The organism is Slackia equolifaciens, assembly GCF_003725995.1.
GTDB classification, from domain to species: domain Bacteria; phylum Actinomycetota; class Coriobacteriia; order Coriobacteriales; family Eggerthellaceae; genus Slackia; species Slackia equolifaciens.
The window spans coordinates 151490-164927 of sequence record NZ_QIBX01000001.1 but is presented as its reverse complement, the minus strand read 5'-3'; the positions used below and the strand labels follow the sequence as shown (position 1 = coordinate 164927).

9 protein-coding genes are annotated in these 13438 nt (G+C 61.1%); 7 read left to right on the top strand and 2 right to left on the bottom strand.

Annotation, left to right across the window (positions count from 1 at the left end; translation table 11 throughout):
- Nucleotides 1-112 precede the first annotated feature (112 nt).
- The 5 genes from DMP06_RS00650 to DMP06_RS00625 all read left to right on the top strand — a co-directional run bounded on the left by DMP06_RS00650 (nt 113) and on the right by DMP06_RS00625 (nt 6503).
- Nucleotides 113-1330 (top strand): hypothetical protein, encoded by a 1218-nt coding sequence (locus DMP06_RS00650; protein ID WP_148042468.1) that lies wholly within the window; start codon nt 113-115, stop codon nt 1328-1330.
- A 141-nt stretch (nt 1331-1471) separates the two neighbouring features.
- The gene (locus tag DMP06_RS11500; protein WP_181442998.1) at nt 1472-3547 is read left to right on the top strand and encodes a lipopolysaccharide biosynthesis protein; all 2076 of its coding nucleotides are present in this window, start codon (nt 1472-1474) and stop codon (nt 3545-3547) included.
- Nucleotides 3531-4460 (top strand): tRNA threonylcarbamoyladenosine dehydratase, encoded by a 930-nt coding sequence (locus DMP06_RS00640; RefSeq protein ID WP_245962306.1) that lies wholly within the window; start codon nt 3531-3533, stop codon nt 4458-4460. The genes DMP06_RS11500 and DMP06_RS00640 overlap by 17 nt, the downstream gene beginning before the upstream one ends.
- 194 nt (nt 4461-4654) lie before the next feature.
- Entirely contained in the window at nt 4655-5482 is an 828-nt protein-coding gene (locus DMP06_RS00635; RefSeq protein WP_220092512.1) for a TatD family hydrolase, read from the top strand.
- Nucleotides 5483-5978: 496 nt separating this feature from the next.
- Nucleotides 5979-6503 carry a nitroreductase gene (locus DMP06_RS00625; protein ID WP_123207812.1) on the top strand — a complete coding sequence of 175 codons (525 nt, stop codon included), beginning with the start codon at nt 5979-5981 and terminating at the stop codon, nt 6501-6503.
- 192 nt (nt 6504-6695) lie between these two features.
- Here the strand turns inward: DMP06_RS00625 and DMP06_RS00620 are convergent, their stop codons facing one another.
- Complete coding sequence (locus tag DMP06_RS00620) at nt 6696-7145, bottom strand: C-GCAxxG-C-C family protein (RefSeq protein WP_123207811.1); 450 nt, start codon at nt 7143-7145, stop codon at nt 6696-6698.
- Nucleotides 7146-7181: 36 nt separating this feature from the next.
- Complete coding sequence (locus tag DMP06_RS00615) at nt 7182-8066, bottom strand: TrmH family RNA methyltransferase (protein WP_123207810.1); 885 nt, start codon at nt 8064-8066, stop codon at nt 7182-7184.
- 397 nt (nt 8067-8463) lie between these two features.
- On the opposite strand from DMP06_RS00615, the gene DMP06_RS00610 reads away from it, so the two are divergent.
- Together DMP06_RS00610 and DMP06_RS00605 are read left to right on the top strand one after the other, a co-directional pair.
- Complete coding sequence (locus DMP06_RS00610; protein WP_123207809.1) at nt 8464-12207, top strand: phosphoribosylformylglycinamidine synthase; 3744 nt, start codon at nt 8464-8466, stop codon at nt 12205-12207.
- Between the two features lie 420 nt (nt 12208-12627).
- A complete protein-coding gene (locus tag DMP06_RS00605) occupies nt 12628-13296 on the top strand; it encodes an N-acetyltransferase (RefSeq protein WP_123207808.1) in 669 nt (222 codons plus the stop codon).
- Nucleotides 13297-13438 lie beyond the last annotated feature (142 nt).

Below are 13438 nucleotides of genomic sequence, written 5' to 3'. Positions count from 1 at the left end.
TGGTATGTTCGATACGCGAGATGAGGCGATGCAGTCTTTTCCTCTTTACGGGGAAGACGCCGCGTCGATGGTTTCGCATGAATTGAGCGTGCTCGATGCGAAGGGGTTGCGTATGGCAGAAACGGCATCGCATGCCGCGGACGGCGTGCGGCAAAAACGAAGAAAACGCGATATCGTGCGCGGGCTATTCGACGACTTGTCCGTTGCGCAGGTGCTTGCGGGCGCCCTGGCGGCGGTTACGTCTATGCTGCTCGCGTCGCAGATTGGTATATACGGTTCGGTCATCGGTGTTGGCGTGGGCTCGGTCATCTCGGCGGTTGCCTCGCAGCTGTACAAAAAGTTCCTCTCGGCTTCTGCCGACAAGATTCGCGAGGTGGGAGGTCATGACGACGATGGCGCCGAAACGACCATTCTGCCTGCGGTAGGCGGCGTCAAGGCGGCCGCTCCGCGCAGGACGCCCCAGGGGGTCCAGGCTACGCTGCAGCCCTTTGCAAGCCAGGGTGCCGAGACGGTCGCGCTTCCCGCGGTTGGCGGCCAAACGGCGCTCATGCCCGCCGTGGACGGAGGTGCGAAAACGACCGCCCCGCCCGTTGAGGGCGGAGGCGTCCAAGGCGCCGCTTCCCAAAACGCGCCGGCTCTGGGCGCGCAAGGCAGGCGTGCCGTCCGTGACGATGCGGGCATCTATGCCGATGAGGCGCGTATCCGCGCAAAGGCTGCCCGCCAGCGCAAGGCGCGCATGCAGCAGCGCGTGCTGCTGGTCTCGGTGGCATCCGCTATCGCCGCGGTGGTCCTGTGCGCGGTGGTCATTAGCATCGCCACGGGCGGCCAGGGCATGGGCGAAAAGCCTCAGCACTTTGTTTCGGCAGGTCAAAACGCGGTGGTGCAGGATGAGCAAGGCTCCGATTCGTATTCCTCTGCATCGCAGGACGAAGCGGGCTCGAATACGAGCCAGGAGGAAGACGGGGCGCACAACGATGCCTCGCAGACCGAGAATTCCTCCTCTGAGAGCGGGGAGTCTTCGAGCTCGGGGTCGGGCTCGACGAGCGGCGCAGGCGAATCTTCGGGCTCGTCTTCCGGCGGCAGCGCTTCGGATACGGGATCGGGGTCGGACTCGAGTGCGTCGGATAACGAGAATGCGTCTTCCGGGTCTTCGGGAGAATCCTCTACGGGGTCCGGCTCCCAGACAGGCGATGGATCGGGTTCTCAGTCTTCGTCTGGCTCGCAGGGCGGCTCCGGCGAATCGGGATCGGGCTCCTCGGACGACATGTCGGCCGGTTCGGGGCAAAGCGATGCTTCATCGGGCGCTTCCGGCGCCGCGCCGGGCTCGTAGCTTTCGGGCGGCATGAAGGGTTCTGCCTTACGCGTGGATTCGCTGCCAAGTGGGGCGGTTGTTGCGGGCGGGCGCACTATAATTCTGCCCAATGGTCGTTTTGCCGCAGTGGTCGGCGGGTGAAAGAGGGTATTCGCAAGCATGGCGTTCAGAGCGTTCGAAAACGCAAAGCGAAAGCTGAAGGGCGAAGGGAGCCCCGATGCGTCCGAAGGGTTCAACCCGTCGGGTGCGGGATCGTCTTCGCAAAACGGCGCCGCGCCCTCGCGCGCTTCCTCCCGCAAGCGCCTTGCGCCCGCCCATCCCGGCAGTACGGGTTCGTTCCAGGATGTCTCCTCCGCCGATACGCGCCGTATGGGCGGCGGCTCGGGCAAGGTTCGAAAGCGCAAGCCCAACTGGATCACGCGCCAGGTAAACCGCTGGGTGAACCGCCTGATGGGGGCCGTTACCGAGCGCAGCTTCGCCGAGCAGGAGGAGCAGTACGCGTCGCACCGCACCACGCGCGACTACGTGTGGAACACCATCGGCCTGGCGTCGTGGGGCGTGGTGTTTCCCGTGCTGTCTATCGTGGTCACGCAGCTGGTGGGGGCCGAGCAGGCCGGCATGTTCGCCATGGCGTTCACCGTGGCGCTTCTGCTCATGTTCGTCGCCAATTACGGCGTGCGCACCTATCAGGTGTCCGATCTCGACGAGGAGCACTCGTTTTCCGACTATCAGATAAACCGCGTTCTCACCTGCGCCATCATGATGGCGGTGGGCTTTGGCTACGGGGCGATTCGCGGCTACGGCGCCGAGATGATGACCATATGCGCGGGCGTGTACGTGTATAAGATGGTGGATGGCTGGGCCGACGTGTACGAGGGCCGCCTGCAGCAGATGGACAAGCTGTATTTGGCGGGCATCTCCCAAACGTTCCGCTCGGTTACCGTGCTGATCATCTTCTCGCTTACGCTGCTCATCACGCGCAGCCTGACGATTTCGTGCGTCGTGATGGGCGTGGTGGCGCTGCTCACGCTATTCGTGCTCACCATTCCGCTCGCGCTGTTCGAAACGCCCAAGTCGCGCCGGTTCAGCATGGCGAGCGTGGTTGCCCTTCTGAAACAGTGCTTCCCGCTGTTCGTGGCGCTTTTCATGTACAACCTGATCGAGAACATGCCCAAGTTCATGATGGAGGGCATGCTGCCTTACGACAACCAGCTGTACTACAACGCCATGTGGTTCCCGGCGAACGCGCTGGTCATCTTTGTGCAGGTGATTTACAAGCCGCTTTTGGTGCGCATGGCCGGCATCTGGGCCGATATGCGCACGCGTAAGCGCTTCGATATCCTGGTGGTGGCGATGCTCGCGGTGATCGTGGCCATCACGTGCGGCGTATGCGCCGTGATGTGGGCCGTGGGGGCTCCCGTGCTGGGCTTTTTGTACGGCGTTGATTTTGAGCCGTACCGCGGGCTCATCGTGGTGATGGTGGTTGCCGGCGGCGTATCGGCGGCAATCGACTTCATATACCAGGCGGTGACGCTTCTGCGCAAGCAGGGCTCGGTCACCAAGCTCTACATCGTGACGTTTGGGTTCTCGCTGTTCATCCCTACGCTGCTGGTGGGCTTTACAGGGCTTCCGGGCGCGGTGCTCAGCTACCTCATTATCATGAGCTTCTTGCTGGTGCTCCTGGTGTGGGAGTATCTGCGCATTCGCATCGCGCTGGCGAACGAGCCGGTGGAGGAGCCGTCGGCATTTCGACAGGGAAATCGCGAGGCGCGCGACGGCTTCTCGCGTTCGCATGCCCAGGGTCAACCGACGCCCTCGCATCGTGGAAATCGGGCGCAAAATGCTGCGCCCGAAAGGGGTGCCCATGCGGGCGCTCAGCGCGACGCCCGTCTGAGGCAGGGGTCTTCTCCGCAGCCGATGGGGCATGGATCCACGCGCCGTCTGGAGGGATCGCATGCGCGTCCGTCGGCATACGACGACTATGCGGGTGTTGAGATTGACGAGTTGAGCCCTCGCGAAAAGGCGCGCGCCGCCCATGCGGAAAAAGTACGCCGAGCGGAGGCTGCGGCGAAAAGGGCCGAACGTGCCTCGCGCAGGGCGGCAATCGCGGAGCGTGCTCATGCACGGGGTCAGGATGGGCGCCGTGCGTCGCAGGGTACCAACGCTCCGCGCGACTCGCAGGGTCAGGATGGGTCGGCGCAGCAACGAAGGGGCAAGCATGGCAGAATCGACTAACGCGGGTTTCGCGCGAGGGGGCTCCTTTGACTCTGGCGTCGCCTGCTCCGGTGTCGCGGCTGCCGATTCCGCTAGCTCTGACCCCGCCGGCTTCGGTCTTGCCGGCCCTGACTCCGCCAGCCTCGATCCTGCAAGCTCCGATTTCGCAAGCCCCAACCTTGGTGTCAGCGACCCCGCAAGCTCAGATTCCGTCGATGGCTTCTTCTCGCGTCTTGAACGCATCATGGGACGCGAGGGGCTTGATCGACTGGCTGGTTCAACCGTCATGGTGCTTGGCGTTGGCGGCGTAGGCTCCAATTGCATCGAGGCGCTCGCGCGAGGTGGCGTAGGGCATCTTGTCATCGTCGACCACGATGTGGTGCAGGAGAGCAACATCAACCGTCAGGCCATCGCGTTCATGAGCACGTTGGGGCGGCCCAAGGTTGAGGTTATGCGTGATATGGTGGCCGACGTCAATCCGCGGGCAAAGGTCACTGCCCTGCGACGCTTCGTGCTTGCCCAGGATGTTCCGGCGCTATTCGAGGAATTTGCCGGGCGGCTGGATTACGTGGTTGACGCCATTGACACCGTTTCGGCCAAACTCGCCATAGCTCAGTACGCCGACGAGCGCAATATGCGCCTGATTAGCAGCATGGGCGCGGCGAACAAGCTGCGCCCCGAATGTCTGCGCGTGGCGGATGTGTTCGATACCGTGAACTGTCCTCTGAGCCGCATCATGCGCAAAGAAGCCCGTAAACGTGGCATCAAGCGCTTGAAGGTGCTGTACTCGTGCGAGCAGCCGGTAAAGGTGGCCACGCGCGAGGGAGCCGAGCGGCGCGAGCGCTCCAACCTGGGCACGGCGTCGTTCATGCCGCCCATCATGGGTCAGATGATCGCCGGCCAGGTAATCCGCGAGCTTGCGGGGTTGGAATAGAGTGGAATCTAAGGATTTGGCCAAGACAGGGTGCGTGGTTGCCAATTGTGCACTCAATGAGTTCACGATCTTCCATACTGCCGTCTTGGACCTATCGAGATGCGGAAGCACCTCTTCGAGCTGCAACAAGCCGAGCGTGCTGAGGAAGGCGAATAGCGGCTGTGGAACGTTACGAGAAATAGCGCGTGGGCACTATGAGACTATTTGATATGCACTGTCATCTTGACTTCTTGTCCGACGATGTTGCCCTTAGTTTGGCGCGTGAAGCGGAAACCCGAGGTATTTGCGCGTTTTCTAATACCGTTACGCCGGCAGGGTATAGGCGCGCGCGAGCATTGCTGGGCGCATGTGAGAATGTTCGTGCGGGCGCAGGCCTGCATCCGTGGTGGGTGGCGGGCGATGATACTGGTTCTGGTGTACCGTTTGTTACCGCTGACGCGATTCCCCAATCGCGAGCGTGTGATCTTCAAGTGCGCGACATCGAACGGTTTACGGCGCTCGTTCGAGAGACCTCTTTTGTGGGTGAAGTGGGGCTTGATTTCGCCCCGCGCCACGTGCAGACGCGCGACGAGCAAATCGCGGTGTTCGACGCGGCGCTCAGCGCTTGCGCCGCGGGTGGCAAGGTGCTTTCTGTTCATGCGGTGCGCTCGGCGTCAACCGTGCTCGATATGATTGAAGCGCGGGGCACGCACTTAGGAAATGCATGTATCCTCCATTGGTTTTCGGGTACATCGGACGAGCTCACGCGTGCGATTCGCATGGGATGCTACTTCTCGGTCAACCCTCGTATGCTTGCTACGAAGCGCGGCCGCGCGTACGTGCGATCTATCCCGCAAAATCGCATGCTGCTTGAAACGGACATGCCCGCAGAGGACGGCGCGCCTTACGCGGCTGACAATTGGGAACGTGATTTGCGTGCCGTGCTGGCTGGCATTGCGGAGGCGCGCAACGAAGACGGCGGGGAGCTGGGCAAGGAAATAGCTCAAACCAGCATGCGACTTCTAGCTTTGCAGCCTCAGTAGGGGCGGTTTGTGAGACGTTTGTCTTCGCGGGGCTTGAGCGTCTCGATGCTTCAAGCGGACAGCCGAATAGGTGGTCATTTTCGCTTCGAATGGGTGATTGATCGGTTTATTTTTCAGATGTTGGTCATTATTTACTCGAATGGGCGGCAACGGAGTTGGATTCTTGCGTTTTGTGATGCTTGGAGGCCAGTAATCATTGCCTTCGATCCCTCAGGGGCGATATCTAAGGCAATGATGCGGTTCCAATGGCGCGCAAGGTAAAAAACGAACTTCAAAATCGCCCATTCGAGTAAATTGTGACCACGTTGCCAAAACGGAACGACTTCGCCGCCCATTCGAAGCAAAAATGACCTTTTCCAGTCGAGGCCAAACCTATAATGAGCTAAATGGGCTGACGAGCATCGATGCAGCGGGTGATGCGATAATGAACCGGAAAAGATAAACGCTGGAAATGATGAATGGCAAAGTGTCGGAGCGATCGAGAAAGGGACATGCCATGGAAACTCTTGAAGCGATCAAGCAACGTCGTAGCGTACGAGCCTATAAGCCGGACATGCCCGCAAAAGAGCTTGTCGAGAAGGTTATCGAAGCGGGAATATGGGCGCCAACGGGCATGGGCCAACAGGCTCCTGTAATTGTGGCCATCACCGATAAGGCCTTGCGCGACGAGCTTTCGGCCATGAACGCTGAAATCTTCGGCCGACCCGGCACCGATCCATTTTACGGTGCACCTGTGGTTCTTGTCGTATTGGCTGATAAGACCATGCCTACGCACGTATATGACGGAAGCTTGGTCATGGGGAACATGATGCTTGCGGCGTATGACCTGGGTTTGTCGAGCTGCTGGATTCATCGTGCGAAGGAGGAGTTCGAGAGCGAGCGCGGAAAGCAGATTCTCGAGCAGTTGGGTATAGAGGGCGATTACGAGGGCATCGGCCACTGTATTCTGGGCTATGCGACCGATGATGCTGCACCGGTCGCCAAGCCGCGCAAGGAAAACTGGGTTTATTGGGCTGAATAAGAGCTCGTCTCGCTGGGTGGAATAAAGCGGAAAGAAGGTTTGACGCGCTACGACCCAGAGAGGCTGCAGCACGCTGAATAATCCAGCTTCGCCTATTCGTTGCCGTCATGCGATTGCATCCGTGCGTACGGAATGCAGTTTGCAACAAGTGTGAGTGGTCTTCGTCGAGATGCGCGGCGAAGGCCGCTTACATTACTGTTCTATTTGTGCCTGGCGCTCAAAGATTATCTCGGCGCCAATGCGCACGCAGTCGGCGATGCAGTCGTCGCACACGGGGAGCGGGCCGGGTGCGTCGGTGCCCCTGATGGCGCGGCATTCGGTGGTGCCGTGAACCTTGCGAAAACGCCGCACACATTCGGCCGAAAGCGCATAGGTGGCCTGCTTGCTGGTGGGGTTGGCGGGGCCAAAGCTATTTGCTGCGCCTAACATGGCAACCGCGCCGGCTACCGCTCCGCACGTCTCCGTCTTGCAGCCCATTCCGCTGCCAAAACCCTCCATCAGTCGAAACGTCGAATCTTCGCTCGCCTCCACCAAGGGGGCCAGCGTGCATGCCACGCACTGGGCGCAGTTGAAGTTGCGCGCATGGAGCGCCAATGCGCGCTCGATAAGTTGCTGGATAACGGCGTCTTGTTGTTCGACCATGGCATACCTTTCTAAGGCGGCGGCAAAGCCCTTGTGCTAAGCCGGGTTCTCGATATGCAGCATAACAGGTTTGCGCGCCCTTAGCTCCCAGAAGGCCACGGCGCTGGCGGCGGCCACGTTAAGGCTGTCCACGCCGTGTTCCATGGGGATTTTCACCGTGTAGTCGCAGGAGGCTATGGTGCGCGGCGACAACCCGTCGCCTTCGGTGCCAAGCACCATCGCGAGCTTCTCGCAGGCGGCAAGCTCGGGTGCGTCTAGCGGAATGGAATTGTCCGAGAGCGCGAGCGCCGCCGTCTTAAAGCCCAGGCTGTGAAGCAGGGGAACGCCTTCTGCGGCCCAATCGCGGCTGTCTCCGATGCGCGTCCACGGTACCTGGAACACCGTGCCCATGCTCACGCGCGCCGCCCGGCGATACAGGGGGTCGTGGCAGGCTGGCGTAATCAGCACCGCATCTATCCCCAAGGCAGCGGCGGATCGAAACGCCGCGCCCACATTGGTATAGTTGGTGATGTCCTCGAGCACCGCGACGCGGCGGGCGTTCGCAAGAGCGTCTTCCACGCTGGGCAGGGCAGGTCTGCGGAACGCCGCCAATGCCCCGCGCGTGGTTTGGTAGCCTGTGACCTCGCGAAACTGCTCGTGCGTTGCAACAAGCACCGGAGCGCTTGACCCCGTGGATTCGATGCGCTCGATAATGGGGAGGGTCGCCTCCAGCCAGTGCTCCTCCAGGAAAATCGAATGCAAGGTCACGCCCGCATCGATCGCTCGCTCGATTACTTTGGCGCTCTCGGCGATAAACAGCCCGCCGTTCATATCGGCATCGGGTCCGGGCGCGCCAACTCCGTCACGCAGCTGAGCATCGGTCATGCCGGAATACACGCGAAGGCGCGAATCGGTTGTATCGTTCAGGCGAATGACGGGCATGGGAGAACCTTTCTGTGCATGTGCAACGGGGGCCTCGCAGGATATTTCGCAATGGAGATTCCAGGCATGCGGGGCTCCGTTATTTTGCGATAAGGGCATCCTACCAAGAATTCCGCTGTACAGCAGCCCGCATATTCGGGTGCAGGAGGTCAAAGAAGAGGCGCGGGAAGTCAAAGAAAAAGGATTAGCTTGGGGAAATCGGGGAATGGGGAAGCGTTTTCTCGCGCGCGCGTCTGCGGTGTCGTATCATTAAGAGGTTATGCAAAACGCGCTTGGGCGAGTGTGAGGCGCGACATCTTTGTTCGCGCCCCGTCACTGCAGCGCTCATGCGTTCGGGCTGTCGGCTGCACTTCGGCCGGGCCAGCAGGACTTCGACGCACCAGAAGGGCAGGATTCCATGGTTTCTCGCATTTACGTTGAGAAAAAGCCGGGCTTTGACGTGGAGGCTCAGCACTTGCTGCAAGAGTTGCGGGGCATTCTCGAAATCGACGGCCTTGACAGCGTGAGGCTGTTCAACCGCTATGACGTTGAGGGCATCGACGACGAGCTGTTCCGTGCCTGCGTGCCTACCGTGTTCAGCGAGCCTCAGTCCGACGTCGCCACAAGCGAGCTGCCCGCGATGGAGGGCGCTTCTGTGTTCGCGGTGGAATACCTTCCCGGTCAGTTTGACCAGCGCGCCGAGAGCGCGAGCGAATGCGTGCAGCTGATCAGCCAGGGCGAGCGTCCCGCAGTGCGCAGCGCAACGGTGTACGCCCTGTTCGGGAATCTCTCCGCGGACGATGTTGACGCCATCAAGCACTACGTCATCAACCCCGTTGAGGCTCGCGAGGCATCCCTTGATCCGCGCGATACCCTGGCGCTCGATGCGCCTGAGCCTGCCCCCGTGGAGGTCATCGAGGGCTTCATCGACCTCGATGAAGCCGGTCTTGCCCGTTTCATCGAGGAGCGCGGTTTGGCTATGGATCTGGCTGACATCGCGTTCTTCCAAAAATACTTCCAAGAAGAGAGCCGCAACCCCACCATCACCGAGGTGAAGGTGGTAGACACCTACTGGTCCGACCACTGCCGCCATACCACCTTCGGGACCGTGCTCGACGAGGTCGCAATCGACGACGCTGTGGTGCAGGCCGCTTTCGACAAGTATATGGAGATGCGTCACGAGCTCGGGCGCGACGAGAAGCCCGTGTGTCTGATGGACATGGGCACCATCGGCGCGAAGTACCTGAAGTCCAAGGGCATCCTTAAAAACCTTGACGAATCCGACGAGATCAACGCCTGTACCGTGAAGGTCAAGGTCGATGTGAACGGCCAGGACGAAGACTGGTTGTTCCTGTTCAAGAACGAAACGCACAACCATCCCACCGAGATCGAGCCCTTCGGTGGTGCTGCCACCTGCGTAGGCGGCGCCATCCGCGACCCGTTGAGCGGCCGCAGCTATGTGTATCAGGCCATGCGCGTGACCGGTGCGGCCAACCCTCTGGCGCCCGTGAGCGAGACTATCCCTGGCAAGCTGCCGCAGCGCAAGATCGTGACCGAGGCGGCCGCGGGCTATTCCAGCTACGGCAACCAGATCGGCTTGGCGACCGGCCAGGTGAGCGAGATTTATCATCCTGGCTATGCGGCGAAGCGCATGGAGGTGGGAGCCGTGCTGGGCGCCGCCCCTGCTGCCAATGTGCGCCGCGAAGAGCCTGCTCCGGGAGACGTGGTGGTGCTTCTGGGCGGTCGCACTGGTCGTGACGGCATCGGCGGTGCCACTGGATCGTCTAAGGCGCAGAACGTGTCGAGCGTGGAGGAGTGCGGCGCCGAGGTGCAGAAGGGCAACGCGCCCGTTGAGCGCAAGCTTCAGCGTCTGTTCCGTCGCGGCGACGCGTGCCGTCTGATCAAGCGCTGCAACGACTTTGGCGCAGGCGGCGTGAGCGTGGCCATCGGCGAGCTGTGCGACGGCCTGGCGGTGAACCTTGATGCCGTGCCCAAGAAATACGACGGCCTTGACGGCACCGAGCTTGCTATTGCCGAGAGCCAGGAGCGTATGGCAGTGGCGCTGGCCGCCGCCGATGTAGAAGAGTTTTTGGGCTACGCGCGCGAGGAAAACCTGGAGGCTACCGTAGTCGCCCAGGTCACCGAGGAGCCTCGCGTGCGCATGACGTGGCGCGGCAGCACCATCGTCGACCTGTCGCGCGAATTTCTCGCCTCCAACGGCGCGCCCAAGCATCAGAAGGCGCACGTGGTCGCGGCGCAGGCGTATGAGCCCGTGGTAAAGGGCGAAACGCTCGCCGAGCGCATGCACTCCCTGGTGACCAACCTCAACGTGTGCTCGCAGAAGGGCCTGGGGGAGCGCTTTGACTCGACCATCGGAGCGGCAACCGTGCTTATGCCGTTTGGCGGTGCGCGTCAGCTCACCCCGACGCAAGCCATGGTGGCGAAGTTCCCCGTGTTCGGAGAAACCAAGACCGTAAGCGGCATGGCATGGGGCTTCAATCCTTATATCATGGAGAAAGACCAGTTCACGGGTGCATATCTTTCGGTCGTCGAGAGCGTGGCAAAGCTCGTCGCCACGGGATTTGCGCACGAGTCGGTGTATCTGAGCTTCCAGGAGTATTTCGAGAAGCTTCGCGACGAGCCCGAGCGCTGGGGCAAGCCGGTTGCTGCCGTGCTGGGCGCGCTTATGGCGCAGATCGATTTGGGCGTAGGCGCTATCGGCGGCAAGGACTCCATGAGCGGCAGCTTCGAAAGCCTCGATGTGCCTCCCACGCTCATCTCGTTCGCGGTTGCTACGGGCAATGTCGATAGCATCGTGTCGCCTGAGTTCAAGGGTGCGGGAAATCGCGTAGTGTTCGTGATCCCGCAGCCTGGCGAAGACGGCATTCGTCCCGTGCCCGAGGCGCTGACGGAGGCGTTCTCGGTCGTGGAGGGAATGATTTCGCGCGGCGACGCGCTCGCGGTTTCTACGCTTGGCTTTGGCGGCGCCGCCGAAGCCCTGTTCAAGATGTGCGTGGGCAACGGCATCGGATGCGACCTGTCTGAGGGCGCATGCGGCATGGATGCGCTGTTCGCCAATGGGTACGGCAGCTTTGTGGTGGAGCTTCGCGAGGGCGCCCAGCTTCCCGCTTGCAGCGAGCGCGTTGCCATTGCCACGATGGGCACAACCACTGAAGAGTATGCGCTCACTGTTGGCGGCGAGAAGGTTGACCTGACCCAGCTGCAGGAGGCGTGGGAGCGTCCGCTGGAGAGCGTGTTCCCGTATAGGGATACCGCCGAGGATGCTGCGAGCAAGCCCGTCGTGGAGCCGGTCGCCTGGACCGATCGCGAGCCGCTCACGCTCACCACGGGCACCATCGCAAAGCCCAAGGTGATTATTCCGGTGTTCCCGGGCACCAACTGTGAATACGACACCGCGGCCGCGTTCGAGCGTGCGGGCGCGCAGGCGCAGGTGCTGGTGATCAACAACCTCACGCCCGCCGCCGTGCACCAGAGCGTCGAGGCGTTGGCGGCTGCCATCCGCGAGAGCCAGATCGTCATGCTGCCCGGCGGCTTCTCCGGCGGCGACGAGCCCGATGGGTCGGCGAAGTTCATCACGGCGTTCTTCCGCGCGCCCGAGGTGACCGAGGCCGTGCGCGACCTGCTGCAAAACCGCGATGGTCTGATGTTGGGCATCTGCAATGGTTTCCAAGCGCTCATCAAGCTGGGGCTGGTGCCCTTCGGCGACATCCGCCCGATGGACGCGGATTGCCCCACGCTGACGTTCAACAACATTGGCCGTCATCAGAGCGGGTTGGTGCATACGCGCGTGGCGTCGAGCCTGTCTCCGTGGCTCTCGCGCTGCGAGGTGGGCGATGTGCACACCATCGCCATCAGCCACGGCGAGGGTCGTTTCGTAGCGAACGATCAGGCGCTTGCGCAGATGAAGGCGAATGGGCAGATTGCCACGCAGTATGTGGATGCTGCGGGCATGCCGTCTATGAGCCTGGGTGTGAACCCCAACGGCAGCGTGTGGGCTATCGAGGGCATCACCAGCCCTGACGGCCGCGTGCTGGGCAAGATGGGCCACACCGAGCGTTCGGGCTACGGCCTGTACAAAAACGTTCCAGGCGATACGTACCAGCCTCTGTTCGAAGGCGGCGTGGATTACTTCAGGCTGTAGGGCGTTCGTCGTGTTAGCCGATGCGTCTAACATGTGACGCGTTGCGGCGTTGCAGAGAATTTCAAGGCCCGGGATTCGCAGGCGTGAATCCCGGGCCTTGCTTATGCGGAGCAACATGCGCGACTTGAATATCGTCCTTGCTTGTGGGCCATAAAGGATAAGTTTGGCTTCACTTCGCTCTACCGTAAGAGAAGGAAATGCGATCATCCTTCCTTTGACATGAAATAAGAGAAGGATAATCGGCTTTCCTTCCTTTGTTTTTTTGTTTTAGCGAGGGCAGAGAAATACGCGCATGAAGTAAACGTATTGAAAACCCTTCGAAGAATTGGCTGCGGTTATCGATATAGTGCGAAGACGAATCGCATTCAGGGCAGTCGTCGGATGCTTTCGGGGCGCGTCTAGGAATTAATGGAGGAAATCATGCAACTACCTGGTCTTATCACTGTTTCGTCCGACGATGGGGCTACGCTTGAGCATCTTGCCAACATGATGGGAGAGAGCTTTTTGGAAGAGATGTGGTTTGGCACATGGCTGGCGGCGCTTGATGATCTGGGCGCGGGCCGTGAACGCAAGCTGGCAATCATGCAGGCGTACTTCCTGGACGAGCTGAGCGTGCTCGCCCAGCATGGGGCGGTGTACGCCCTTGAGGATCTGACGGCCGCGACGGGCGGTTATCTGGCGAGCGAGCTGGGGCAGGCCGGTCAGGAGCGTCTCGAGACGATGCGCTATGAGCGCATGGAGGCCCTGCTTACCGAAGAGGAGGGCCGCCTTCTGGACGAACGCGAGCAGGCGATGTATGTCATCTCGGACTTCGACTGGCATCGCGCCTGGCCGCGCGAGGGAGACGACTACATCTACTTCTCGTCGTGGGCGGTGGACAAGAACGCCCGCGGAACCCATGCCCTGTCGCGCCTGCTCGCCCCGATCCTCGCCTTCGCCGACGCAAACGGCCTTGACTGCTACCTGGAATGCTATGCCGACCGTCTTCAGAGCATGTACGAGCACTTCGGGTTCCGCGTGGTGCGTGAGCTGCACGACGATGGCTTCCCCGTGTACGAACGATGCATGATGAGACCGGCGCAACGCTAGGGCGCTGGTGTCCTCAGTGAGTTTAGTGCGATAGCCGCGTATGCTTTGATGTCCAGCGTGTCGATTTTGGTACGCGCGGAGGCGATGTGTCGTTCGCTACGCTGCCGACACGGATATTGGTTTCGAATCAGACTGCTAGAGT